Source organism: Streptomyces sp. NPDC004561, from assembly GCF_053602155.1.
In genome coordinates, this window is the sequence record NZ_JBSGDB010000011.1 from 16,900 (window position 1) to 41,568 (window position 24,669).

Genomic DNA, 24,669 nt, shown 5'->3' on the forward strand with positions numbered 1-24,669 from the left:
GCCCTGCTCAGTCCTCGCTCGACGCGGCCGGCAGCTTGGCCTGGATCAGGTCCATGACGGCGGAGTCGGTCAGCGTGGTGACGTCGCCGAGCTGGCGGTTCTCGGCCACGTCGCGCAGCAGCCGGCGCATGATCTTGCCGGAGCGGGTCTTCGGCAGCTCCGCCACCGGCAGGATCCGCTTGGGCTTGGCGATCGGGCCGAGCGTGGCGCCGACGTGGTCGCGCAGCTCGCCGACGAGCGTCTCGGTCTCGGTGACCGCGCCGCGCAGGATCACGAAGGCGACGATCGCCTGGCCGGTGGTCTCGTCGGCGGCGCCGACGACGGCCGCCTCGGCGACCGACGGGTGCGACACGAGCGCCGACTCCACCTCGGTGGTGGAGATGTTGTGCCCGGACACGAGCATCACGTCGTCCACCCGGCCCAGCAGCCAGATGTCGCCGTCGTCGTCCTTCTTCGCCCCGTCACCGGCGAAGTACTTGCCCTCGAAGCGGGACCAGTAGGTGTCGATGAACCGCTGGTCGTCGCCCCAGATGGTGCGCAGCATCGACGGCCACGGCTCGGTCAGCACCAGGTAGCCACCGCCGCCGTTGGGCACCTCGTTCGCCTCGTCGTCCACGACCGTCGCGCTGATGCCGGGCAGCGGGCGCTGCGCCGAACCGGGCTTGGCCTCGGTGACGCCGGGCAGCGGGGAGATCATCATCGCGCCGGTCTCGGTCTGCCACCAGGTGTCCACGACCGGGGTCCGGTCGTTGCCGATGGTCCTGCGGTACCAGACCCACGCCTCGGGGTTGATCGGCTCGCCGACGGAGCCGAGGACCCGCAGGCTGCTCAGGTCGAACTTGGCGGGGATGTCGTCGCCCCACTTCATGAACGTCCGGATCGCGGTCGGCGCCGTGTAGAGGATCGAGACCTTGTACTTCTGCACGATCTCCCAGAACCGGCCCTGGTGCGGGGTGTCCGGCGTGCCCTCGTACATGACCTGCGTCGCGCCGTTGGCCAGCGGCCCGTACACGATGTATGAGTGCCCGGTGACCCAGCCGACGTCGGCCGTGCACCAGAAGACGTCCTTCTCCGGCTTGAGGTCGAAGACCGCCCAGTGGGTGTATGCCGTCTGGGTGAGGTAGCCGCCGGAGGTGTGCAGGATGCCCTTGGGCTTACCCGTCGTACCCGAGGTGTAGAGGATGAACAGCGGGTGCTCCGCCTCGAACGCCTCCGGGGTGTGCTCGGCGGACTGCCGGCCGACCAGGTCGTGCCACCACACGTCCCGCTCGTCGGTCCAGGCCACGTCCTGCCCGGTACGGCGGACCACGAGCACGTGCTCGACGTTGTCGACCTTCGCGATCGCCTCGTCCACGGCCGGCTTCAGCGCGGACGGCTTGCCGCGCCGGTAGCCGCCGTCGGTCGTGATGACGACCTTGGCGTCCGCGTCCTTGATCCGGGTCGCGAGGGCGTCCGCGGAGAAGCCGCCGAAGACGACCGAGTGCGCGGCGCCGATCCGGGCCGAGGCCAGCATCGCGATCGCGGTCTCCGGGATCATCGGCATGTAGATGGCGACCCGGTCGCCCTTGCGGACACCCAGTTCCAGAAGGGCGTTGGCGGCCCGGGAGACCTCGTCCTTCAGCTCCGCGTAGGTGATGGCGCGGCTGTCGCCGGGCTCACCCTCGAAGTGGATGGCGACGCGGTCTCCGTGCCCGGCCTCCACGTGCCGGTCCACGCAGTTGTACGCGACGTTCAGCTCGCCGTCCTTGAACCACTTCGCGAACGGAGGGTTCGACCAGTCCAGCGTCTCGGTCGGCTCCTTGGCCCAGGTCAGTCGGCGGGCCTGCTCGGCCCAGAAGCCCAGCCTGTCAGCCTTGGCCTGTTCGTACGCCTCCGCCGTGACATTGGCGTGTGCGGCCAGGTCGGCGGGTGGCGCGAACCTGCGCTCTTCCTTCAGCAGGTTGGCCAGGCTCTCGTTGCTCACGACATCTCCCTTTCGAAGGGTGTCCGATGTGTCCCAGGCCACAGCTCATCAGACACGGGGGTCCGATGACAAGGGTCGACGGGAAAATTGGTTTAGACCTATCCGTCTCGGGTTGTGGCGGCCCGACTCTCACACCGGAGTGTGCACCTCCTCCGCTCCCACCTCCTCGAACACCGTGCCCTCTCCTTTCCCGTCGAGCAGATACGCCTGCGCCTCGCCGACGTGGAAGTACATCCCGTGCAGCTCCAGCCCGCCTCTGGCCAGCGCCCGCGCGACCGGTTCGTGGGCCCGCAGGTGCTCCAGCTGCTGGACCACGTTGGCCAGACACAGCCGCTCCACCGCGTCCGAAGAGGGCCGCCCGGCCAGCCGGGGCCCGGCGCGGTGGTCGCCGGCCGACCGCGCGAGACTCGGCAGACCGTGCCGCAGCCACCGCTTCAGCGGGGTGCTCCCGCTCGCCGGCCCGGCGCTCAGCAGCGCCTGCACCGCCCCGCACCCGGAGTGCCCGCACACCGTGATGGAGCGCACCCCGAGCACGTCCACGGCGTACTCCACGGCGGCCGCCACCGAGTCGTCACCGTGCTCCTCGCCCGGCGGCGGCACCAGGTTGCCGACGTTGCGGACGACGAACAGATCGCCGGGACCACTGGCGGTGATCATCGACGTGACGAGCCGGGAGTCGGCACAGGTGAGGAAGAGCTGCGTCGGCCGCTGACCCTCCCGGGCGAGCCGGGCCAGCTCCTCCCGCACCAGCGGCGCGGTGTTCCGCTGGAACGAGCCGATGCCACGGGCCAGTTCGCGGCCCGCCGGGGCTTCGAAGGCTCCGGCGGAGCAGGACCGGTGGTCGCGCCAGGGCGTCCAGGGCCGGCACCGGCACTCCTCGGTCGGGTTGGTGAGCACGGCGGTCCGGAGTCCGCCGCGCCGGCCCGACAGCTCGGCCGTACCGCCCCGCGCGGTGTGGGTGCTGCGCCAGTCCTGCAAGGACTCGTAGGCCGCGTGGTCCATGAACGAACCGTCCAACTCCACGACGGCATGGGCGTCCTGGGGTACGAGATGCAGGGCTCTGCTGAGCCGGGGCACCGCGAGGAACGTCAGCTGGCCTCGGATGTGCAGGTGATGGACTCCTCCCTTCTCCGCATGGGTGATACGGGTGTGGGCGAGGCGGTTGAGGGCGACGGCGACCGCGACGGCGACTCCGAGGAGCACGCCCTGCAGGACGCCGAGGAGCACCACGCCGAGTGTGGTCGCGGCGTAGACCAGCACTTCGCGGTGGCGTGTCACCGTGCGGATGTGGTGCGGGGACACCATCTGGATACCGACGGCCATCACCAGGGCGGCGAGGGAGGCGAGCGGGATCTCCTCCAGGACCGGGACCATCAGCAGCGCGGCGACTACTACGAGAACGCCGTGCAGCATCGTGGAGTTCCGGCTGGCGGCGCCTGATTTCACATTCGCGGTACTGCGCACGGCCACCCCGGCGACCGGCAGCCCGCCGAGCGCCCCGGAGACGATGTTGGCGGCGCCCTGGCCCAGGAGTTCCCGGTCGAGGTCGGACCGGCCCACGCGGGACTGCGGCCCGGGGCGGGCGGCGACCAGCTTGTCCACGGCCACCGCGCCGAGCAGCGACTGCACACTGCACACCAGGGTCGTGGTGAGCACGGCGGTCGCGACGCCCGCCAACGGGCCCTGGGGCAGTCCGGCCAGGGCGTGGCTGCGCCAGGACGGCAGGTCGACCCGGGGGAGGGAGAGACCGGTCAGGGACGCGGTCGCGGTCGCCCCGGCGACGGCGACGAGGGCGGCCGGGACCTTGCGCAGCAGCCGGCCGGCCCGGCCCGGCAGACGTGGCCAGGCCAGCAGCAGGGCCAGGGTCAGTGCGCTCATGAGCACGGCGGCGGGGTGGAGACGCGCCAACTGCGCCGGCAGCGCGCGCAGGTTGGCGAGGACGGAGCTGTCCGGGCTGCCGCCGAGGACGATGTGCAGCTGGGCGACGGCGATGGTGATGCCGATGCCGGCGAGCATGCCGTGCACCACCGCCGGGCTGACCGCGAGCGCGCCGCGCGCCACCCGCAGGCAGCCGAGTCCGAGTTGGGTGAGACCGGCGAGGACGGTGATGCCGCAGGTCGCCCGCCAGCCGTAACGGTGGATCAAGTCGGCGGTGACCACGGTGAGTCCGGCGGCGGGGCCGCTGACCTGCAGCGGACAGCCGCCGAGGCGGCCGGCGACAAGTCCGCCCACGGCGGCGGCGACCAGCCCGGCCTGGAGCGGGGCGCCGGTGGCGAGGGCGATGCCCAGGGAGAGGGGCAGGGCGATCAGGAAGACGGCGACGGACGCGGACAGATCGGCGCTCTCGACCGGGAAGCGGCGGCGCGCGGGGGCGGGCCGGAGCGGCGGTTGGGGGCGGTGGGCGTGAGGGGGTGCGCAGGCAGACATGGTCCCGTCTCCTCGGAGCGGTGTGGCGGCGGGATGGAGTAACGCTCTGTAAATGAACGGTAATGCCACGTAAAGACCATGCATAACTTTTCGGGGCAAATGGATCAGTCGATCCCCCTCACGAATGAACTAATCATTTGATCGGCTTGTCGTACTAATTCCCTCTCGGTCCCGTGCGATCTTGACGAGGCTGGCCGGTCCCATACCGGCAGATCGCCACAGAAAGTCCTCGTCAGCGTTCGTCTGAGAGAAGGAAGAAGGTGGGCGGAACATGGCCGCCACCCAGAGGATCGCCGTCGGCACCATGGTCGCCGCGGCCTGCGCCGCGTCGCTCGCCGGTTGTGCGACCGGCTCCAACGGTTCGAAGGAAGGGGCGTCCGGCCCGCAGAAGGGGGCGCCTGCGCCGGCGCCCCAGAGCGTGCTCCGGCTGATCGGTGACGGATCCACCGCGTACACCGGCGCGCAGCCCCATCTGCCCCGGCCGGAGCGGCTGAAGCCCGGTCAGAAGCCGCCGCAGTTCGTCGTCTTCTCCTGGGACGGTTCGGGCGAGGACAGCCAGAAGCTCTTCTCGCACTTCCGCAAGGTCGCCAAGGAGAACCACGCGAACATGACGTTCTTCCTCAGCGGCGTGTACATGCTGCCGGAGGACAAGCGCGACCTGTACAAGCCGCCGCAGCACTCGCCGGGCCGTTCCGACATCGGCTTCAACGACCAGCAGGGGATCGCCGACACCGCCAAGCAGGCGCGGCTGGCCTGGCTGGAGGGCAACGAGATCGGCACCCACTTCAACGGCCACTTCTGCGGGCCCGACGGCGGGGTCGGTACCTGGTCGGTGGACGAGTGGAAGAGCGAGATCGCCCAGGCCAAGCAGTTCGTGAAGACCTGGAAGACCAACACCGGGATGACGAACGCGTCTTCGCTGCCCTTCGACTACGACAAGGAGCTGATCGGCGCCCGCACCCCCTGCCTGGAAGGGCAGAAGAACTTCATGAAGGCGGCCCGCCAGCTGGGCTTCCGCTATGACTCCAGCGGTGTCGACGACCAGGTCTGGCCCAAGAAGAAGGAGGGCCTGTGGGATCTGTCGATGCAGCTGGTGCCCTTCCCGGGGCACAACTACGAGCAGTTGACCATGGACTACAACTTCATGGTCAACCAGTCCGGCACCCAGACCCAGGGTGACCCCGACAAGTTCGGCTACTGGGGCGACCAGATGCGCGACGGCCTCGTCAAGGGCTTCTACCGGGCCTACGACGGCAACCGCGCACCGCTGATCATCGGCAACCACTTCGAGTCCTGGAACGGCGGCACCTACATGCGTGCCGTCGAGGACGCGGTGAAAGAGGTCTGCAACAAGCCCGAGGTGCGCTGTGTCTCCTTCCATCAGCTGGTCGACTGGCTGGACGCCCAGGACCCGCAGACCCTGGAGAAGCTGCGCACCCTGAACGTGGGCGAGGCCCCCAGGAAGGGCTGGGCGTCCTTCCTCGCCGCTCGCCCGGCCCCGGCGCCCAAGGGTGTGCCCGGGGCGCCGGCGGACAAGCAGTAGGCGTCAGGCGGGGGTTGCCACGCTCTCGCCGAGCACGAAGGCGGGGTCGACCTGGGCCGCCAGGTCGGCCCCGGTGCGCTCGTTGCCCCACGCCTCGGCGTTCTTCAGGTGGAAGTGCACCATCTGCCGGGTGTAGCGCTGCCAGTCGCGCTGTTCGTAGGTGGCGTCCGCCGTGGCCCGAAGGGTCTGCAGGGCGCGGGCGTTGGCCTCCTCCAGGAGGTCGAAGCGGGGCGGGCGGCCCTTCTCCATGGCCCGCACCCAGTCCGAACGACCGACCGTGACGAGCAGGTCGTCGCCGACCTCCGCGCGCAGGAAGTCGATGTCGTCCTGCTCCTGGATCTTGTTGCCGACGACCTTCAGGGCGACGCCGTAGTCGCCGGCGTACTCCTTGTACTGGCGGTAGACGGAGACCCCCTTCCTGGTCGGCTCGGCGACGAGGAACGTCATGTCGAAGCGGGTGAACATGCCGGAGGCGAAGGAGTCCGAACCCGCCGTCATGTCGACCACGACGTACTCGTCGGGGCCGTCGACGAGGTGGTTCAGGAACAGCTCCACCGCTCCCGTCTTGGAGTGGTAGCAGGCGACCCCCAGGTCGGCGTCCGTGAAGGGGCCGGTGACCATCAAACGGACGGCGCCGCCGTCGAGTTCCACCGGGCGCGCGCAGGCGTCGTAGACCGGGTTGGGCTCGCGCACCCGGACCAGCCGCGAACCCTCGCCCGGCGGGGTCGTCTTGATCATCGTCGCGGCGGAGGCGATGCGCGGGTTGACGCCGCGCAGGTGGTCCTTGATCAGCGGCAGCCGCTCGCCCATCGCGGGCAGCACGGCCGACTCGGCCTCGTCCAGGCCCAGTGCCGGGCCGAGGTGCTGGTTGATGTCCGCGTCGATGGCGACGACAGCGGCTCCCGCCGCGGCGAGGTGGCGGATGAAGAGGGAGGAGAGCGTGGTCTTGCCGCTGCCGCCCTTCCCGACGAAAGCAATTTTCATGTTCACCAAGAGTAGTGACGCGATAGCTGTGCGTGCCATGAGTACGTGAAGAAGACCACTCCTTCGTGGGGTCTGCCGATCGGGTGCGTAGGGTCGTACTCATGAGTACGACAGGCGCGACCGCCGATCCGCTCGCGGCCCTGGGCACGCTGCCCGGCGTGGCCGAGTCCGTGGAGTCCGTGCGCAAGGCCGTGGACCGGGTCTACGGGCACCGGATCATGCGGCGCCGCAGCAACGCGATCACCTCCGAGGCGGCCCTGCGCGGCGCTCGTGGCTCCGCGGCGCTCTCCGGCGCCGACTGGGCCCTGGAGGAGGTGCGGCGGCGCACCGACTTCGGCGCCGACGACGAGGCGCGTGCGGTGGGCGGGGCCCTGCGGCTGACGGCCGAGGCGGGGCAGCTGCTGTCCATCTGGCGCCAGTCGCCGCTCAGGGTGCTGGCCCGGCTGCACCTGGTGGCCGCGGCGAGCGACGACGACCGGGTCGGCAGGCCGCGCCAGGCCGGCGAGGCCGTGGACGAGCCGCTGATCGAGCTGCCGCTGCCGGACGCCCAGGAGGTCTCCGGCCGGCTGGAGGGGCTGGCGGACCTGATCATCGCGGGCACCTCCGCGCCGGCCCTCGTGACGGCCGCCGTGGTGCACGGCGAGCTGCTCGCCCTGCGCCCCTTCGCCTCGTACAACGGGCTGGTCGCGCGCACGGCGGAGCGGATCGTGCTGATCGGCAGCGGCCTCGACCCGAAGGCCGTCTGCCCGGCCGAGGTCGGCCACGCCGAGCTGGGGCGCGCCTCCTATCTGGCGGCCCTGGACGGATACGTCTCCGGCACCCCCGACGGCATGGCGGCCTGGATCGCCCACTGCGGCAGGGCGGTCGAGCTGGGCGCGCGCGAGTCGACGGCGGTGTGCGAGGCGCTGCAGCGCGGCGCGGCCTGAGAAGAACCCCCGGACAGGGTTGCGGCGGTACGAATACTCGTACCGCCGCTGGCATGTTCACCGGGTTACCAAGCGTCCTCGATATGTTGCCCATCAGGCCGGGAGCTTTGCCCGTGACCTGGTGCGGCTGGCCCGTAATCGACGGGTCGACGTCGCGTGGGTGCCCGATGTTCATGCATGGTCCGTGGGCCAAGTGCGTAGTGGTAGGTGATCCTCTCGGATGTCCTTTGGTCTCGCGGGCCTGATTTCTTTCTACCGCGAGCCGGGACCAAGCGGAACCCCTGCCTGCACTTCTTTACTTTTATGTTCAAACAGGAGTGAAACGGGCGCCGGTCAGTCGGTGCCCCGGCGCCGGCTGGTGTACCAGACCAGCCCGGCGGTCGCGGCCGCCGCTCCGACGGCCGCCATGGCGACCAGTGCCGGGCGCGGCGGCACGGAGAGCGTGGGCAGTCGCTTCTTGAGCCGGACAGGGCGGCGGAACTCCAGCACCGGCCACCCGCGCGCGACCGCCTCGCGGCGCAGCGCGCGGTCCGGGTTCACGGCGTGCGGCCGCCCGACCGCCTGGAGCATCGGCAGGTCGGTCGCCGAGTCGCTGTAGGCGTAGCAGCGGTCGAGGTCGTAGCCCTCGGAGGCGGCCAGCTCGCGGACCGCCTCCGCCTTGGTCGGGCCGTAGGCGTAGTACTCCACCTCGCCGGTGAAGCAGCCGTCCTCGCCGACGACCATGCGGGTGGCCACCACCCGGTCCGCGCCCAGGAGCTCACCGACCGGCTCCACCACCTCGGCGCCCGAGGTGGACACGATCACCACGTCCCGGCCGGCCGTGTGGTGCTCCTCGATGAGGGAGGCGGCCTCGTCGTAGATGATCGGATCGATCAGGTCGTGCAGTGTCTCGGCGACGATCTCCCGCACCTGCTGGACGTTCCAGCCCCGGCACAGGTCCGACAGATACGCGCGCATGCGCTCCATCTGGTCGTGGTCCAGGCCGCCGATCAGGAACACGAACTGGGCGTATGCGGTGCGCAAGGCGGCCCTGCGGTTGATCAGCCCGCCTTGGTAGAAGGACTTGCTGAAGGTGAGCGTGCTGGACTTCGCAATGACCGTCTTGTCCAGGTCGAAGAAGGCCGCCGCGCGGGGCAAGGAGTGGTTTTCCACGTCCCAGAGCATAGGCGCCCACCATTCGGCGTAAGGTGGGGCGCGTGGGTTTGCCTGAGAAGGCTCTCGGGTACACCATGGAAGTCACGGATCGTTCGCGACCGTGCTAACCCGGTCCGGCTCCTCCCCCCCCGAGTCGGCCGTGGGGACGACCCCCGCTCTCCCCCCCGGCGGGGGTCGTCGCATGTCCGGATGGGTTTTCGCCCTCCTTCTCCTCTTTCGCGCAGTCGTGCGGCAGGTGGCCTGGTCCCTTGGCCGCCCTCTCGTCATGCCCATGATTCGTTACTCAAGGTAATCGCAGGACTGCTCTGTGGAAGTCGCGCAGGGATCAGTGCACGGGTCACCGGTATGGGTGACGGAGTTATTCACAGGGCCTGAGTTGTCCACGGTTTTCGACCAAGATCCACACGATTTCGGAGATCGCTGCACCGTGATTCCAGCGCCCTCCGGCCGCGGCGAGTTCATGGCCGGTTCCGATTGCCCAGGGCGCGTATGGCCGGTTCCTATCGGCCGTTCATATGGAGACCGCTTGCCGGTTCTTCACACGTTCAGGAAACGCGTGGCCGCAGAGGCCGCGCGGAACACGCAGCGAAGGGGGAACACACGTGTCCGGAACCGCCACCCATGACCCGCGGCCCGCCACCGGAGGCCGGCCGCTCATCGTCACCGAGGACGCCGCGCTCCTGGACGACCTGCTGCGCCTGTGCGCGGCCGCCGGCGCCACACCAGAGGTGCACCACGGCATGCCGGACCACGGCGACGGCTGGGAATCGGCCCCACTCGTCCTGGTCGGGGACGACGCCGTCCGCCGGGTGCGCGGGGCCACGCGTCGGCGCGGAGTGGTGCTGGTCGGCCGCGACCAGGACGACTCGGGGGTGTGGAGACGAGCCGTCGAGATCGGCGCCGACCACGTCCTGATGCTCCCCGACGGCGAGCAGTGGCTGGTCGACCGCATCGCCGACGTCGCCGAGGGAGTCGGCCGGCCGGCCCTCACCGTCGGCGTGATCGGCGGCCGGGGCGGGGCCGGCGCCTCCACGCTCTCCTGCGCGCTCGCCGTCACCTCCGCGCGCGAGGGACTGCGCACCCTGCTCGTGGACGCCGATCCGCTCGGCGGCGGACTCGACGTACTCCTCGGCGGCGAGGGCGTCGAGGGGCTGCGCTGGCCCGCCTTCGCCGCCTCCCGCGGCCGGGTCGGCGGCGGCGCCCTGGAGGAGTCGCTGCCCGAACTGCACTCCCTCCGGGTGCTCAGCTGGGACCGCGGCGACTGCGTCGCCATTCCGCACCAGGCCGTGCGGGCGGTGCTCGCCGCCGCCCGGCGGCGCGGCGGCACCGTCGTAGTCGACCTGCCCCGCCGCCTCGACGACGGAGTCGGCGAAGCCCTCGCCCAGCTCGACCTGGCCCTCCTCGTCGTCCCCGCCGAACTGCGGGCGGTCGCGGCCGCCGGACGGGTGGCCTCCGCCGTCGGCATGGTCGTGCGCGACCTGCGGGTGGCGGTACGCGGGCCGTACGCGCCCGGCCTCGACGACCACGAGGTGGCCCGGCTGCTCGGCCTGCCACTGGCCGGGGAGGTGCCCGTCGAACCCGGGCTGCTGCGCCCGCAGGGCGGCGGAAAGCCGCCCGGCGCGAGCGCGCGCGGCCCGCTCGCCCGCTTCTGCCTGAACTTCTGGGAGCGCGCTCTGGTCGAGGCGGGAGGCACCCGATGAGCCTCCCCGGACTCGACCGGGCCGACGGTGCGGCCCTGCTCGACGGCGTCCGCCGCTGGCTCGCCGAGAGCGGCGCCGAGCCCACCCCCGCGCGCGTGGCCCAGGCACTGCGCGAACAGGGCCGGGTGCTCGGCGACGCCGAGGTGCTCGGGGCGGCCGAGCACCTCAGGTCCGAACTCGTGGGCACCGGCCCCCTGGAACCGCTGCTCGCCGACCCCGACGTCACCGACGTGCTGGTGTCCGCCCCGGACCGGGTGTGGGTGGACCGCGGCGGCGGCCTGGAACTGACGGCGGTGACCTTCCCCGACGCGACGGCGGTACGACGTCTCGCGCAGCGGTTGGCCGCGGTGGCCGGACGCCGGCTGGACGACGCCCGGCCCTGGGCGGACGCGCGGCTGCCCGACGGCACCCGGCTGCACGCGGTCCTGCCCCCGGTCGCCGTCGGCTGCACCTGCCTGGCGCTGCGGGTGGTACGACCCCGGGCCTTCACCCTCGACGAACTCGTCGCGGCCGGCACGGTGCCGCCCGGCGGCGACCGGATCCTGAGGGCGCTGCTGGCGGCCCGGCTGTCCTTCCTCGTCAGCGGCGGCACCGGAACCGGCAAGACCACTCTGCTGAGCGCCCTGCTGGGCCTGGTCGGACCGGGCGAGCGGATCGTGCTCGCCGAGGACTCTGCCGAGCTGAGACCGGACCACCCGCACGTCGTCCGGCTGGAGACCCGGCCCGCCAACCAGGAGGGCGCCGGCCTGGTCACCCTGGAGGACCTCGTGCGCCAGGCGCTGCGGATGCGGCCCGACCGGCTCGTCGTCGGAGAGGTGCGCGGGCCCGAGGTCGTGCATCTGCTCGCCGCGCTGAACACGGGCCATGAGGGCGGTTCGTGCACCGTTCATGCCAACGCCGCCGGGGATGTGCCGGCCCGCCTGGAGGCGCTGGCCACGGCCGCCGGGCTGGACCGGGCCGCACTGCACAGCCAACTCGCCGCCGCCCTCTCCGTGGTGATCCACCTGGTACGGGACCGGTCCGGGCGGCGCCGGATCGCCGAGGTGCACGTGCTGGAGCGGGACGCCACGGGCCTGGTGCGGACGGTGCCGGCCCTGCGCCGGGGCGAGCGGGCCTTCGTGCGGGAGCGCGGCTGGGAGCGGTTGCGGCACCTGCTCGGTGCCGCGGGTGAGTTCGGGGACGAGTGAGAGAGGTGACGGAAGTGATCGGTGGGACGTCCATGGGGGCCGCGCTGATCTGTCTCGGCGCGCTGGCCTGGCTGCTCGGCGGACGGCACTACGGGATGCGGCGGGCGCGGCTGCTGCTCGCCGGCGGCGGAGTCGTGGCGACCGGGCCACCGCCCTGGGAGCGGCTCCGGGCGGAACTGCGGCGGCTGCGCGGCCGCTGGGGGGCCGAGTGGTGGGCACTCGCGGCCGGGCTGCTGCTCGCGCTGCTGGGCGCCTCGGTGATTCCGGTCGTCGCGGGGGCGGCCGGGGTGCCCGTGCTGCGCCGGGTGCGGCAGGCCCGGCAGACCGGGCGGGACCGGGAACGGCGGGCCGATGCGGTGATCGCCCTGTGCGGGGCCCTCGCCGGGGAGGTGCGGGCCGGACGGCAGCCCGGTGAGGCGCTGCTGCGGGCCGCGCGGGACTCCGGCGGGCTCGGCGACGCGCAGGCGGCCGTGGTGGCGGCCGCCCGCTTCGGCGGGGACGTGCCCGGCGCACTCACCGTGGCGGCCCGGCAGCCGGGCGCCGAGGGCCTGCTCGGGCTGGCCGCGTGCTGGCGGGTGGCCGTCGACCAGGGCGCGGGACTCGCGGCCGGCCTGGACCGGCTGGACGGGGCTCTGCGTGCCGAGCGGGACCAACGCGCCGACCTGCGCGCCCAACTGGCGGGCGCCCGCGCGACGGCGGTGCTGCTCGCCGCCCTCCCCGCCCTCGGCCTCCTCCTCGGCGCGGCCATGGGCGCCCACCCCCTCCGGGTCCTCCTGCACACCGGCGCCGGCCTCGCCTGCCTGCTGACCGGCGCCCTGTTCGAGACGGCCGGCGCCTGGTGGGCGAACCGGATCGTGCGGGGGGCGGAGGCCGTGTGAACGGGGGCGGGGGCGTTTCGGAGCTGGGGGCGGCCGGTGGTGTGTGGGGACGTCGTGGCGGAGTGGATCGGGCCGTGGAGGGAGGCGTGCTTCGGGTGGGGGCGGGGGCGGTCCGGGGCCGGTGGAGCGGGTGGTGGTCGGTGGGGTTGGCCGCTGCCGGATGGTGCGGCGGTGATTGGCGACGTGGCCAGACATGGCCAGGTGATTCGGGTCGTGGAGGAAGGCGGGACGGTGTGAGCGGGGATGTTGTGCACAGGCTGGGGATGGCCGCGGCTTTGGTGATGCCCGTCGGCTGGGGGGTGCTGCGGGTGGTGGCGCTCCGTCGACGGTGCCGGGCGCGGCGTCGGATCGCGGAGCTGCTGGCCCTCGAAGTACCGGACACAGGGCCGTCGTTCGAGGCCGCGGACGCGCTACGGCGATGGCTGCCGCCGATCGGCGCGGCGGGCGGCGTCTGGGTACTGGTCGGCGGGGTCGCCGGGGCTCTGCTCGGGCTGGGCGCCGGTGTCGTGCTGTGGCGGTGGCGGAGCCGCCGGTCGGCAGGCGGGGCGGAGACCGTCGACAGTGCCGGGGCCGCGCGTCAGCTTCCGCTCGCCGCCGACCTCCTGGCGGCCTGCATCGCGGCCGGCGCCGGCCCGGTGATCGCCGCACAGGCGGTGGGGGAGGCCCTCGGCGGCCCCGTCGGGCAGGCGCTGGCGCGGGGTGCGGCGGAGGCGCGGCTCGGCGGTGAACCGGCGGACGCCTGGCGGCGGCTGGCCGCGCTGCCCGGCGCCGGCCCCCTGGCACGGCTGCTGGAGCGGGCGGACGAGTCGGGGCTGCCCGCCGCCGCTCCGGTGACCCGCCTCGCCCAGGACGCGCGCGCCGAGTGGTCCCGCACCGCGACGGCGCGGGCACGCCGGGCGGCCGTGCTGATCTCCGCACCGGTGGGGCTGTGCTTCCTGCCCGCCTTCATCGCGCTCGGCGTGGTGCCCGTGGTGATCGGGCTGGCGGGCGGCGTGGTCGCAGGGAGGTGAGGCGCACGGAACACGGGAGCGGCGGAGAACGAGTCACCGGAACCGAGGACAGGACAGAGAGGACAGAACAGAGATGTACCGCACGGGGGTTGAAGTGAACGGGAAGATCAAGGAAGCACTGCTGGGACTGCGGCGGGCGAGCCGTCGGGATGCCGGAATGGTGACCTCCGAGTACGCGATGGGAATCATCGCGGCCGTCGGGTTCGCGTTGCTGCTCTACGAGGTCGTCACCAGCGGACAGGTCCGGGCGGAACTGCAGGACATCGTGAAGAAGGCCCTCAGTGCGCGGATGTGAGCGGGGGACGGACCGGGGGTTCGTGACCGCGGAGGCGGCCGTGGTGCTCTGCGTGCTGGTGGCGTTCACGATGGCGCTGGTCTGGGGGCTGCTCGTGGTGGCGGCGCAGATCCGGTGCGTGGACGCGGCCCGCACGGGCGCCCGGGCCGCCGCCCGGCAGGACCCTGCCGACGCGGTGCTGGCGGTGACCCGGGAGGCGGCACCGCGCGGGGCGCGGGTGACCGTCGGACGCGCGGGCGACCAGGTCCGGGTGACGGTGGTGGCCAGACCACCGGTGCTGAGCGGCCTGCCGTTCGAACTGCGCGAGGAAGCCGTGGCACTGGCCGAGGAAACCGTAGGAGCGAGGGAGCCGGGGCCGTGAAACGAGATCGGGCGTGGAGCCGGCTCGAAGCCGTCCGAGGGCACGTCACCGTCTGGATGGGCGGGACCGTGAAGCGGGGCCGGGTGGGGGACCGGCACGGTCACGATCAGCACGGTCACGATCAAGGGCCCGTCTGCATCCGGCCCGGGATACGGGGTCGGGCGCGGGTCCGGCCCGGCTCTGGCCAAGAGTCTGTCGCCGACCGGTGGGGCCGGGCCGTGAAGCGACGCCGAGCGCGCAGTCGGCCGGGGCCCGGCCAGGGGGCCGTCTCCGACCGCTGGGGCGGGACCGTGAAGCGGGGCCGGGCGCGGGTTCAGCCCAGCGCTGGCAAAGGGCCCGTCTCCGACCAGGGATCCGCCACCGTCTGGAGTCTCGGGGCGATCACCGTGCTCTGTGTGGTGTTCGGTGCCGTGCTCGCGCTCGGGCAGGCGGTCGTCGTCCGGCACCGGGCGGCCGGCGGTGCGGATCTGGCGGCGCTCGCGGCGGCGGACCACTGGGCCGAGGGCGGTGCGGCGGCCTGCGCCCGGGCGGAGCGGGTGGCGGCGGCCCAGGGAGTACGGCTGGTGCGGTGCGCGATCGAGGGCGAGACCTCGGACGTGACCGCGGCCTCGGGGAAGGGCCCGTTCGCAGCGGAGGTCAGGGCCAGAGCGGGACCGGCGGGTCCGCCGGCGCCCCCGCTCAGCCGCGAGGCACCCGCCCCGGAGCCGGCTCCCCCCGGCTCTCCGGGCCGCTTACCAGGTCGCTCTCCTGGTCCTCCTTCTCGTCCGGCGCCCCTCGCAACAGGACCGTGAGGAGCCGTACCGCGCCCCTCTTGTGCAGCGGGTCGTTGCCGTTGCCGCACTTGGGGGACTGGATGCAGGACGGGCAGCCGGCCTCGCACTCGCAGGAGGCGATGGCCTCCCGGGTGGCGGCCAGCCAGGCGCGGGCGGTGTGGAAGGCGCGCTCGGCGAAGCCCGCACCGCCGGGGTGGCCGTCGTACACGAAGACCGTCGGCAGCAGGGTGTCCGGGTGCAGTGGGACCGAGACGCCGCCGATGTCCCAGCGGTCGCAGGTGGCGAACAGGGGCAGCATGCCGATCGAGGCGTGCTCGGCGGCGTGCAGGGAGCCGCCGAGGATCTCCGGGTTGATCCGGGCCTCGTCAAGCTGGTCCTCGGTGACCGTCCACCACACCGCGCGCGTGCGCAGCGTACGAGGAGGGAGGTCGAGTTTCGTCTCGCCCAGCACCTCACCGGTGATGAGGCGTCTGCGGAGGAAGGAGACCACCTGGTTGGTGACCTCGACGGAGCCGTAGCACAGACGGCCCGCGCCCCAGGGGACCTCGGTGTCCGTCTCCAGCACGGAGATCGCCGTGGTGTCCCGGGCGACCGTCGAGTACGGCGGGTCGGCCTGCTCGACGAGGGCGACCGAGTCCTCCAGGTCGAGGGTGCGCACCAGGTAGGTGCGGCCCTGGTGCAGATGCACCGCGCCCTCGTGGACCGTGGAGTGCGCGGCGGCGGCGTCGACCGTGCCGAGAAGGCGCCCCGTGCCGGACTCCACGACCTGTACCGGGCGCCCGCCCGCGCCGCGGATGTCGGTGAGGTCGGCGGCCCGCTCACGGCGGGTCCAGTGCCAGGCCCGCGTCCGCCGGCGCAGCAGCTTCGCGGCCTCCAGCTGCGGCAGCACGTCCGCACAGGCAGGGCCGAAGAGGTCCAGGTCCTCCTCGGTCAGCGGAAGCTCCGCGGCGGCGGCGCACAGGTGCGGGGCGAGGACGTAGGGGTTGTCGGGGTCGAGGACGGTCGATTCCACCGGTCGGTCGAACAGGGCCTCGGGGTGGTGGACGAGGAAGGTGTCCAGGGGGTCGTCGCGGGCCACGAGGACGGCCAAGGCGCCCTGGCCGGAGCGGCCCGCGCGGCCCGCCTGCTGCCACAGGGAGGCGCGCGTGCCCGGGTAGCCGGCGATCACCACCGCGTCCAGGCCGGAGACGTCCACGCCCAGCTCCAGGGCCGTCGTGGCGGCCAGCCCGAGGAGTTCGCCCGAGTGCAGGGCGCGTTCCAGGGCCCGGCGCTCCTCGGGGAGGTAGCCGCCGCGGTAGGCCGCGACACGCCGGACCAGGGAGCGATCGACCTCGGCCAGTTTCTCCTGGGCGATCACCGAGATCAGCTCGGCGCCGCGCCGGGACCGTACGAAGGCCACCGAGCGCACGCCCTGCACGGTCAGGTCGGTCAGCAGATCGGCGGTCTCGGCGGTGGCGGTACGCCGTACGGGCGCGCCCTTCTCGCCGTGCAGCTCGGTGAGCGGGGGCTCCCAGAGGGCGAAGACCAGCTCCCCGCGCGGGGAGGCGTCGTCGGCGACCTCGACCACCGGCAGGCCGGTCAGCCGGCGGGCCGCGACCGCGGGCTCGGCGGCGGTCGCGGAGGCCAGCAGGAAGACGGGCGAGGCGCCGTAGCGGGCGCACAGCCGGCGCAGTCGGCGCAGCACCTGGGCGACGTGCGAGCCGAAGACGCCCCGGTAGGTGTGGCACTCGTCGATGACGACGTATCTGAGCGACTTCAGGAAGGAGGACCAGCGCGGATGGGAGGGCAGTATCCCGCGGTGCAGCATGTCGGGGTTGGTCAGGACGTAGTTGGCGTACTGGCGGATCCACTCGCGTTCCTCGAACGGGGTGTCGCCGTCGTACACGGCCGGGCGCACCGCCGTGCCCAGCGGTTGTGAAAGTTCCTTCACCGAACGGCACTGATCCGCCGCGAGCGCCTTGGTGGGGGAGAGGTACAGGGCGGTGGCGCCTCGGCCGTTCGGAGCCTTCGCACCATCCAGAAGGGTGGAGAGCACGGGCACGAGATAGGCGAGGGACTTGCCGGAGGCGGTGCCGGTGGCGACGACCACCGAGTCGCCGTCCAGGGCGTGCTCGGCGGCCAGCGCCTGGTGCGCCCACGGGTGCTCGATGCCGCACTTTTGGACCGCGGCGATCACCTCGGACCGAATCCGGTCAGGCCAGACGGCATGGCGGCCCTCGCGCGGGGGCAAGTGCTCCGTATGAGTGATGCGCGCAGCCCGGCTCGGCCCGGAGGCGAGCCGGTCCAGAACCGTGCCCGGAGCCGGGCTGGACGCCGGGTCCGCCAGGGGTCGATCGGATCGGTGATTCTTGGCCATCGGCACCGAGTGTGTCACTGGCGTGACGGACAATGGAGTCAAGGCGTCGTGCACGCCTGCCGGTAAGTGATTGAATGCCATCGCGGCTGGCGATGCGTCCCGGGGGCCGCAAGCCGAGTGCCCAAGGGGCGACCCGCTCGATAGCAAGGTGCTGGAGGATCCGTGGACCTGTCCCTGTCGACCCGTACCGTCGGCGATCGTACGGTCGTCGAGGTCGGTGGCGAAATCGACGTATATACCGCGCCCAAGCTGCGCGAGCAGTTGGTCGAGCTGGTGAACGACGGGAATTTCCATCTCGTCGTCGACATGGAGGGCGTGGACTTCCTCGACTCCACCGGGCTCGGCGTGCTGGTCGGCGGTCTGAAGCGAGTGCGTGCCCACGAGGGCTCGCTGCGCCTGGTCTGCAACCAGGAGCGCATTCTCAAGATCTTCCGCATCACCGGCCTCACCAAGGTGTTCCCGATCCACACCTCGGTCGAGGAAGCGGTGGCGGCCACCGACTGACGCTGTCATCGGACCGCTGCGGGGCTACTGACCGACGCCGGGCCACCGGTCGGTTCGCCGACCGGTGCCCCGATCGGACGCCGGTGGGTGCAACCCGGGCCCGGACCGGTGCTTCCGGGGCGGATCCGGGTATCGAAGTTCATGAGGGGGCGGGCTTTCGGCGGCCCCGCCCCGACCGCACGCCCGTGATCGCGAGGGGGATGCATGGCCACCGTTGAACTCCGCTTCAGCGCGCTGCCCGAGCACGTCCGGACCGCCCGACTGGTGGCGGCAGCGGTGGCGCGCAGGGCCGGAGTGGACGAGGCCGTACTGGACGAGGTCCGGCTCGCCGTGGGCGAGGCCTGCTCCCGCGCCGTCGGACTGCACCAGAGCGTCGGCATCACGGCGCCTGTGAAGGTCGCGCTGATCGAGGAGGAGAAACAGTTCTCCATCGAGGTCGGCGACGAGGCCCCGCACGCGACACCGGGCGGCGACACGCCCGGGGACGCACAGAACGTCGAAGCCGAGGTCGAGGAGGACGAGATGGGCCTCGCGGTCATCAGCGGCCTCGTCGACGACGTGGAGGTCACCACCGGGCAGCACGGCGGGCTGATCCGCATGACCTGGCCGACCACACCGCCGGCCGTCGCGCTCCTCTGAAGCCGGCGCGCAAGCTCACAAGGGCCCTGCTGAGCAGGGCCCTTGTCGCGTTTCCGGGCGCCGTCGCGAATTCGTGAAGGAATTCACGATCAATAGCCCGATAATTTGATCAAGAGCCAATGCGGCCGTCAATGCTTCTGGGGCATTACCTCTTTCGGGTCCCGTGGCATGACCTCGATCATTTGCTGAAGAGCACGAGAAGGCCAATTCCGTTTACCGTCCCCTGTTGAGATCACTCGGGGGTACCTAGAATCCGTCCACATCTTGAGCTCAGCCCAAGCGTCAAGGAGGACGAATGGCGGGGCTTTCTACCCCCAATCAGTTGGGCCATCCCACATCCCTCGCGGCCGCGGTCCTGACCGGCGACAACCGGGTCATGGTGGCCGTCATCGCGGCGGTCGCCGTCGCCGCGCTGGTGGTCGCCGGGATCCTGGTGCGCCAGGTGCTCGCGGCGGGCGAGGGCACCGACAGCATGAAGGAGATCGCCGAGGCGGTCCAGGAAGGCGCCAAGGCGTACCTCGCCCGGCAGCTGCGCACGCTCGGCGTATTCGCCGTGGTGGTCTTCTTCCTGCTCATGCTGCTGCCCGCGGACGACTGGAATCAGCGTGCCGGACGATCGGCTTTCTTCCTGATCGGTGCGGCGTTCTCGGCGGCCACCGGCTATATCGGCATGTGGCTGGCCGTGCGCAGCAATGTGCGTGTCGCCGCCGCGGCCCGGGAGGCCACCCCGGCCGAAGGCGAACCCGAAAAGGATCTCACCACCGTCTCGCACACCGCGATGAAGATCGCATTTCGCACGGGCGGCGTGGTCGGCATGTTCACGGTGGGGCTCGGCCTGCTGGGCGCCTCCTGTGTGGTGCTGGTGTACGCGGCCGACGCACCGAAGGTGCTGGAGGGCTTCGGCCTCGGCGCCGCCCTGATCGCGATGTTCATGCGTGTGGGCGGCGGCATCTTCACCAAGGCCGCCGACGTCGGCGCCGACCTGGTCGGCAAGGTCGAGAAGGGCATTCCGGAGGACGACCCGCGCAATGCCGCGACCATCGCCGACAACGTGGGCGACAACGTCGGCGACTGCGCCGGCATGGCGGCCGACCTGTTCGAGTCGTACGCCGTCACCCTGGTGGCCGCGCTGATCCTCGGCAAGGTCGCCTTCGGTGACTCCGGACTCGCCTTCCCGCTGCTCGTGCCCGCCATCGGAGTGATCACCGCGATGATCGGCATCTTCGCGGTCGCCCCGCGGCGCGCCGACCGCAGCGGTATGAGCGCGATCAACCGCGGCTTCTTCATCTCCGCGGTGATCTCCCTCGTGCTGGTGGCGGTCGCGGTCTACGTCTACCTGCCCTCGAAGTACTCCGCACTCAACGGCGTGACGGACGCGGCGATCAAGGGCAAGGACGGCGACCCGCGGATCCTCGCCCTGGTCGCCGTGGCCATCGGCATCGTGCTCGCCGCAGTCATCCAGCAGCTGACCGGCTACTTCACCGAGACCAACCGGCGCCCGGTCCGGGACATCGGCAAGACCTCCCTCACGGGACCGGCCACCGTCGTCCTGTCCGGCATCTCGCTCGGCCTGGAGTCCGCCGTCTACACCGCGCTGCTCATCGGGCTCAGCGTGTACGGCGCGTTCCTGCTCGGCGGCACGTCGATCATGCTGGCGCTGTTCGCGGTCGCGCTGGCCGGCACCGGACTGCTCACCACGGTCGGCGTGATCGTCGCCATGGACACCTTCGGGCCGGTCTCCGACAACGCGCAGGGCATTGCCGAGATGTCCGGCGACGTCGAGGGCGCGGGCGCGCAGGTGCTCACCAACCTGGACGCCGTCGGCAACACCACCAAGGCGATCACCAAGGGCATCGCCATCGCCACCGCCGTGCTCGCCGCGTCGGCGCTGTTCGGGTCGTACCGCGACGCGATCACCACCAACGTGCAGGACGTGGGGGCGAAACTCACCGGGCCGGGCGCGCCGCTGAGCCTGTCCCTGGACATCTCGCAGCCCAACAACCTCGTCGGCCTCATCGCGGGCGCCGCGGTCGTCTTCCTCTTCTCCGGACTGGCCATCAACGCCGTGTCGCGTTCGGCGGGTTCGGTGGTGTTCGAGGTGCGGCGGCAGTTCCGCGAGAAGCCCGGGATCATGGACTTCACCGAGAAGCCCGAGTACGGCAAGGTCGTCGACATCTGCACCAAGGACGCCCTGCGGGAGCTGGCCACGCCCGGTCTGCTCGCCGTCATGGCGCCGATCTTCGTCGGGTTCACGCTCGGCGTCGGCTCGCTCGGCTCCTACCTCGCCGGCGCGATCGGCGCGGGCACGCTGATGGCGGTGTTCCTCGCCAACTCCGGTGGCGCCTGGGACAACGCGAAGAAGCTGGTGGAGGACGGCCATCACGGCGGCAAGGGCAGCGAGGCCCACGCCGCCACGGTGATCGGCGACACGGTCGGCGACCCCTTCAAGGACACGGCCGGCCCGGCGATCAACCCGCTGCTGAAGGTCATGAACCTGGTCTCGCTGCTCATCGCGCCCGCGGTGATCAAGTTCTCCTACGGCCACGACAAGAGCCTCGGCGTGCGGATCATGATCGCGATCCTGGCGCTCCTGGTGATCGTCACCGCCGTGTACATCTCCAAGCGGCGTGGAATCGCCGTCGGCGACGACGAGAGCGCGGAGCGGGTCGCCAACTCACCGGATGCGGCGGTGGTTTCGTAGGCCCACCGGAACGGGCCTGCTCAACGGGCGGGCGGACGGCGCGTGCTGACGTGCCGCCCGCCCGCCCGCATGTGTGTGGGCACGCCCACGCCGTGAGCCTTCTCTCTTCCGGTGTAAATCACCGCGAAAGGTGCGTAAGGGGTGATCGGCATGGGGAGGGTGTGTGTCCGCCGTGTAGGGTCCGGGGCCCGAGAGCCATGGAAGGGACCAATCCGGTGAACAAGAAGCTCGCTGCCGCACTGTCCGGCGGTGCGGTACTGGTGGTGGCGCTGACGGGATGCACCAGCAGCAGCAGTGGCGGCAGCAAGGGGCCCGACCCCAAGCTGGTCGCCTGGGCCAAGTCGGTGTGCGACGCGGTGCCCGCCCAGGACGCCAAGATCAAGGCGGCGAACGCGGCGATCAGCACCACGGCAGCCGACACCGCCAAGCCCGAGACGCTCCAGAAGACCGACTCCCAGGCCTTCCAGGACATGGCCGACGGTTACAAGGCCATCGCCACCGCCGTCGACAACGCCGGCGCGCCTCCCGGGGTCGACGGCGGCGCCAAGCGCCTGCAGGACGTCGTGAAGAGCTTCAACAGCCTCTCGACCTCCTACGCGGCCCTGAAGAAGCAGGTCGACGCGCTGAACACCAAGGACCAGGCGAAGTTCGCCTCCGGCCTGCACGACGTCGCCGTCCAGATGACCGACCTGGAGAAGAAGCACCAGAGCGGCACCGAGGCGCTGAAGAACCTCCAGCAGGGCGAGGTCCAGGACGCCGTCGCCCAGCAGGCCAGCTGCAAGAAGATCGCGTCGTCGGCATCGCCGTCGACGGGGTCGGCGGCGGGCTGACGACGGTTTGACAGCGGTTTGACGGCGGGCTGATCGCGAGCCTCCGTCGGCGGGCTCGTGGCGGCCTGGAGGCCGGCCGCCATGGGCGGGCCCGCAGCGGGCCGAGGGTGTGACTGCCCTCGCCGGCTCGCCGGCTCGCCGGTTGGTTCGGCGGTTCGGCCGCTGACCAGGACCGGAGCACGACCGAGCGCGTCATGGGCTCCCGTCGGCATCCACGGGCGGGGCGCCGGCTTCCGGCGGCCCCGCGGTGGGCGTGCTGAGGCCCTCTCCCATGGGGCGTGCGGGCCACAATGGGGGCGTGACTGACTCCGGACTCGCCTCTCTGCCCGCTTCCGAGCGGCCCGACGTCGCCGCGCGCCTCCGGGACGCGCTGCTGGCCGCATCCTTCACCGCCGACGGACTGCTCGAGCTGCTCGGCGCCCCCGCCTACGCGGCGCTGGCCCGCAGCGAGACCGTGCCCGCCCTCAGGGCGACCCGCGGCGACACGCCGCTGGAGACCCTCGTACGGCTGTTCCTGCTCCAGCAACCCGTGCCCCACGCGCGCGTGGCGGACGTTCTGCCGGTCGAGGAGGCCCTGGCGGCCGGGTGGCTCAGGCGGGTGGGCGGCGACGAGGTGGCCGCGACCGTGGACGTGCGGCCCTACGGCGGCCCCGACGGCGAGGACTGGTTCATCGTCTCCGACCTCGGCTGCGCGGTCGGCGGAGCGGGAGGCATCGGACAGCGCGACGAAGGCGTCGTCCTGGGCGTCGGCGGCGCTTCCACGACACTCGCCGGCATCACCGTGCGCACCCCGGTCGCCTCCGCCCTCGACCTCGGCACCGGCTCCGGCATCCAGGCGCTGCACGCCACGCGGCACGCGACGCGCGTGACGGCGACCGACCTCAACCCGCGCGCGCTGCACATCACCGCGCTCACGCTCGCGCTCTCCGGCGCGCCGGCCGCCGAGCTGCGCGAGGGCTCGCTGTTCGCGCCCGTCCGCGACGACGAGAGGTTCGATCTGATCGTCTCCAACCCGCCGTTCGTCATCTCGCCCGGCGCCCGGCTGACCTACCGGGACGGCGGGATGGGCGGGGACGATCTGTGCCGCTCGCTCGTTCAGCAGGCGGGGGAACGGCTGAACGAGGGCGGGTTCGCGCAGTTCCTCGCCAACTGGCAGCACGTGGCAGGGGAGGACTGGCAGGACAGACTCAGGTCATGGGTGCCTCGCGGGTGCGACGCCTGGATCGTGCAGCGCGAGGTGCAGGACGTCACGCAGTACGCCGAGCTGTGGCTGAGGGACGCCGGTGACCACCGCGGCGACCCGGCGGAGTACCAGGCACGCTACGACGCCTGGCTCGACGAGTTCGAGGCGCGCAAGGTCAGGTCGGTCGGCTTCGGCTGGATCACGCTGCGCAGGACCGGCGCGGCCGAGCCCTCCATCACCGTGGAGGAGTGGCCGCACCCGGTGGAGCAGCCTCTCGGGGAGACGATCCGGGCGCACTTCGAGCGCCTCGACTATCTCCGGGAGCACGACGACGCGGCGCTGCTCGAAAGCCACTTCAGGCTGGCCGGCGAAGTGATGCAGGAGCAGGTCGGGCTGCCCGGCGCCGAGGACCCCGAGCACGTCGTGCTGCGCCAGCACCGCGGTATGCGCCGGGCCACCAAGGTGGACACGGTGGGTGCCGGGTTCGCGGGCGTGTGCGACGGCACGCTGAGCGCGGGCCGCATCCTGGACGCCATCGCCCAGCTCATGGGCGAGGACCCGGTGCTGCTCCGCGACCGGACGCCCGCGCAGATCCGCCTCCTGGTGGAGCAGGGCTTCCTGGAGCCGGTGGGCTGAACCGGGCGGTCGGGGTGCGGCGGCGGACGCCGTCGTACCCCGGATCCGCGAGCCGCCGTATCCGCGCGGATCACCGCCGGAACAGCGGCTTGTCATCGCCGCCGGAGGGCCGTACGGGACGGCGAAGGGAAAACGGCCGGAAAAATACGTGCGGCGCTCGGAAGCCACGCCGTTCGATTGCGGCGTTCGATGATCCGTCGGCGTTTCGTTCACCCCGATGTGGCCCGTTCGTCGCCCGCGCGTGCCACTCTCCCCGCGCTGGGCAGAGCCGGACGGCGCGGAAGGGGTGGCGGGGGATGGAGAGCGGGCCGGCGATCTTCGCGGGATTGGTGTTCGCCCTGTTCGGAGGCGCTCTTCTGGCCTGGACCGGCACGCGTCTGCGACGCGGTGAGCAGGTGGCCCACGGTGTGAACCGGATCGCATCGGCCACCCTCGCGAGCGTGGCCGGGACCGTCGCCCTGGCCCTCGGCGTGTACTGCCTCGCCCGCCTCTGACGTCGGCGGCGAAGGCCCGCGAGGGTGCCACGGGAGTAAAGGGAGCGTCACGCTCCGGACATGCGCCGACGGGGGTACCCGGTACTCCGGGCGGCAGGAATACCGGTAGTCGGGTTACCGTTCG

20 protein-coding genes are annotated in these 24,669 nt (G+C 71.9%); 15 read left to right on the forward strand and 5 right to left on the reverse strand.

The genetic code is table 11. The features are described from left to right. Positions 1-7 precede the first annotated feature (7 nt). Positions 8-1,963, reverse strand: coding sequence for an acetate--CoA ligase (gene acs / locus ACWEN3_RS02855; RefSeq protein ID WP_452964852.1), 1,956 nt, complete (start codon positions 1,961-1,963; stop codon positions 8-10). Positions 1,964-2,092: 129 nt separating this feature from the next. Further along, positions 2,093-4,390 carry a SulP family inorganic anion transporter gene (locus tag ACWEN3_RS02860; RefSeq protein WP_452964855.1) on the reverse strand — a complete coding sequence of 766 codons (2,298 nt, stop codon included), beginning with the start codon at positions 4,388-4,390 and terminating at the stop codon, positions 2,093-2,095. 271 nt (positions 4,391-4,661) lie between these two features. On the opposite strand from ACWEN3_RS02860, the gene ACWEN3_RS02865 reads away from it, so the two are divergent. After that, positions 4,662-5,933, forward strand: coding sequence for a hypothetical protein (locus ACWEN3_RS02865; RefSeq protein WP_452964857.1), 1,272 nt, complete (start codon positions 4,662-4,664; stop codon positions 5,931-5,933). A gap of 3 nt (positions 5,934-5,936) precedes the next feature. Here ACWEN3_RS02865 and ACWEN3_RS02870 read toward each other — a convergent pair whose 3' ends face one another. Beyond that, positions 5,937-6,917: an ATP-binding protein gene (locus tag ACWEN3_RS02870; RefSeq protein WP_452964859.1), complete on the reverse strand. Its 981-nt coding sequence runs from the start codon at positions 6,915-6,917 to the stop codon at positions 5,937-5,939. Between the two features lie 101 nt (positions 6,918-7,018). Between ACWEN3_RS02870 and ACWEN3_RS02875 the strand changes: the two genes are divergently transcribed. After that, positions 7,019-7,843: an oxidoreductase gene (locus tag ACWEN3_RS02875; protein WP_452964861.1), complete on the forward strand. Its 825-nt coding sequence runs from the start codon at positions 7,019-7,021 to the stop codon at positions 7,841-7,843. 333 nt (positions 7,844-8,176) lie between these two features. Here the strand turns inward: ACWEN3_RS02875 and ACWEN3_RS02880 are convergent, their stop codons facing one another. After that, complete coding sequence (locus tag ACWEN3_RS02880) at positions 8,177-9,007, reverse strand: HAD family hydrolase (protein WP_452964863.1); 831 nt, start codon at positions 9,005-9,007, stop codon at positions 8,177-8,179. 593 nt (positions 9,008-9,600) lie between these two features. Here ACWEN3_RS02880 and ssd point away from each other — a divergent pair. From ssd to ACWEN3_RS02915, 7 genes are all read left to right on the forward strand, one after another. Next, positions 9,601-10,698, forward strand: coding sequence for a septum site-determining protein Ssd (ssd, locus tag ACWEN3_RS02885; RefSeq protein WP_452964865.1), 1,098 nt, complete (start codon positions 9,601-9,603; stop codon positions 10,696-10,698). Beyond that, a complete protein-coding gene (locus tag ACWEN3_RS02890; protein WP_452964867.1) occupies positions 10,695-11,885 on the forward strand; it encodes a TadA family conjugal transfer-associated ATPase in 1,191 nt (396 codons plus the stop codon). The genes ssd and ACWEN3_RS02890 overlap by 4 nt, the downstream gene beginning before the upstream one ends. Positions 11,886-11,917: 32 nt before the next feature. Next, complete coding sequence (locus ACWEN3_RS02895) at positions 11,918-12,763, forward strand: type II secretion system F family protein (protein WP_452964892.1); 846 nt, start codon at positions 11,918-11,920, stop codon at positions 12,761-12,763. Positions 12,764-12,996: 233 nt separating this feature from the next. Continuing rightward, positions 12,997-13,773: a type II secretion system F family protein gene (locus ACWEN3_RS02900; protein ID WP_452964870.1), complete on the forward strand. Its 777-nt coding sequence runs from the start codon at positions 12,997-12,999 to the stop codon at positions 13,771-13,773. A gap of 157 nt (positions 13,774-13,930) precedes the next feature. Beyond that, positions 13,931-14,068 carry a DUF4244 domain-containing protein gene (locus ACWEN3_RS02905; protein WP_031164956.1) on the forward strand — a complete coding sequence of 46 codons (138 nt, stop codon included), beginning with the start codon at positions 13,931-13,933 and terminating at the stop codon, positions 14,066-14,068. A gap of 22 nt (positions 14,069-14,090) precedes the next feature. Continuing rightward, the gene (locus ACWEN3_RS02910; RefSeq protein WP_452964872.1) at positions 14,091-14,429 is read left to right on the forward strand and encodes a TadE family type IV pilus minor pilin; all 339 of its coding nucleotides are present in this window, start codon (positions 14,091-14,093) and stop codon (positions 14,427-14,429) included. Positions 14,430-14,719: 290 nt separating this feature from the next. Further along, positions 14,720-15,220: an Rv3654c family TadE-like protein gene (locus ACWEN3_RS02915; RefSeq protein WP_452964894.1), complete on the forward strand. Its 501-nt coding sequence runs from the start codon at positions 14,720-14,722 to the stop codon at positions 15,218-15,220. Here the strand turns inward: ACWEN3_RS02915 and ACWEN3_RS02920 are convergent. Beyond that, the gene (locus ACWEN3_RS02920; protein WP_452964875.1) at positions 15,108-17,639 is read right to left on the reverse strand and encodes a DEAD/DEAH box helicase; all 2,532 of its coding nucleotides are present in this window, start codon (positions 17,637-17,639) and stop codon (positions 15,108-15,110) included. The genes ACWEN3_RS02915 and ACWEN3_RS02920 overlap by 113 nt on opposite strands. Positions 17,640-17,720: 81 nt before the next feature. On the opposite strand from ACWEN3_RS02920, the gene bldG reads away from it, so the two are divergent. From bldG to ACWEN3_RS02950, 6 genes are all read left to right on the forward strand, one after another. Next, entirely contained in the window at positions 17,721-18,062 is a 342-nt protein-coding gene (bldG, locus tag ACWEN3_RS02925; RefSeq protein ID WP_010986038.1) for an anti-sigma factor antagonist BldG, read from the forward strand. 204 nt (positions 18,063-18,266) lie between these two features. Next, positions 18,267-18,701 carry an ATP-binding protein gene (locus ACWEN3_RS02930; protein WP_452964878.1) on the forward strand — a complete coding sequence of 145 codons (435 nt, stop codon included), beginning with the start codon at positions 18,267-18,269 and terminating at the stop codon, positions 18,699-18,701. A 295-nt stretch (positions 18,702-18,996) separates the two neighbouring features. Next, positions 18,997-21,402 (forward strand): sodium-translocating pyrophosphatase, encoded by a 2,406-nt coding sequence (locus tag ACWEN3_RS02935; protein WP_452964881.1) that lies wholly within the window; start codon positions 18,997-18,999, stop codon positions 21,400-21,402. Between the two features lie 197 nt (positions 21,403-21,599). Continuing rightward, positions 21,600-22,232, forward strand: a complete 633-nt coding sequence (locus ACWEN3_RS02940) for a small secreted protein (protein ID WP_452964882.1) — start codon at positions 21,600-21,602, stop codon at positions 22,230-22,232. A 298-nt stretch (positions 22,233-22,530) separates the two neighbouring features. Then, positions 22,531-24,051: a DUF7059 domain-containing protein gene (locus ACWEN3_RS02945; protein ID WP_452964885.1), complete on the forward strand. Its 1,521-nt coding sequence runs from the start codon at positions 22,531-22,533 to the stop codon at positions 24,049-24,051. A gap of 296 nt (positions 24,052-24,347) precedes the next feature. Continuing rightward, positions 24,348-24,545: a hypothetical protein gene (locus ACWEN3_RS02950; protein WP_452964886.1), complete on the forward strand. Its 198-nt coding sequence runs from the start codon at positions 24,348-24,350 to the stop codon at positions 24,543-24,545. The last annotated feature ends 124 nt before the right edge of the window (positions 24,546-24,669 follow it).

Excerpts from the sequence above, each read along its gene's own strand:
- ACWEN3_RS02930 (WP_452964878.1), top strand. The coding sequence starts at position 18,267 with ATGGCCACCGTTGAACTCCGCTTCAGCGCGCTGCCCGAGCACGTCCGG.
- ACWEN3_RS02950 (WP_452964886.1), top strand. The coding sequence starts at position 24,348 with ATGGAGAGCGGGCCGGCGATCTTCGCGGGATTGGTGTTCGCCCTGTTC.
- ACWEN3_RS02860 (WP_452964855.1), bottom strand. The coding sequence starts at position 4,390 with ATGTCTGCCTGCGCACCCCCTCACGCCCACCGCCCCCAACCGCCGCTC.
- ACWEN3_RS02865 (WP_452964857.1), top strand. The coding sequence starts at position 4,662 with ATGGCCGCCACCCAGAGGATCGCCGTCGGCACCATGGTCGCCGCGGCC.
- ACWEN3_RS02905 (WP_031164956.1), top strand. The coding sequence starts at position 13,931 with ATGGTGACCTCCGAGTACGCGATGGGAATCATCGCGGCCGTCGGGTTC.
- ACWEN3_RS02895 (WP_452964892.1), top strand. The coding sequence starts at position 11,918 with ATGGGGGCCGCGCTGATCTGTCTCGGCGCGCTGGCCTGGCTGCTCGGC.
- ACWEN3_RS02940 (WP_452964882.1), top strand. The coding sequence starts at position 21,600 with ATGGAAGGGACCAATCCGGTGAACAAGAAGCTCGCTGCCGCACTGTCC.
- ACWEN3_RS02880 (WP_452964863.1), bottom strand. The coding sequence starts at position 9,007 with ATGCTCTGGGACGTGGAAAACCACTCCTTGCCCCGCGCGGCGGCCTTC.
- ACWEN3_RS02935 (WP_452964881.1), top strand. The coding sequence starts at position 18,997 with ATGGCGGGGCTTTCTACCCCCAATCAGTTGGGCCATCCCACATCCCTC.
- ACWEN3_RS02890 (WP_452964867.1), top strand. The coding sequence starts at position 10,695 with ATGAGCCTCCCCGGACTCGACCGGGCCGACGGTGCGGCCCTGCTCGAC.
- ACWEN3_RS02875 (WP_452964861.1), top strand. The coding sequence starts at position 7,019 with ATGAGTACGACAGGCGCGACCGCCGATCCGCTCGCGGCCCTGGGCACG.
- ACWEN3_RS02920 (WP_452964875.1), bottom strand. The coding sequence starts at position 17,639 with ATGGCATTCAATCACTTACCGGCAGGCGTGCACGACGCCTTGACTCCA.
- ACWEN3_RS02870 (WP_452964859.1), bottom strand. The coding sequence starts at position 6,917 with ATGAAAATTGCTTTCGTCGGGAAGGGCGGCAGCGGCAAGACCACGCTC.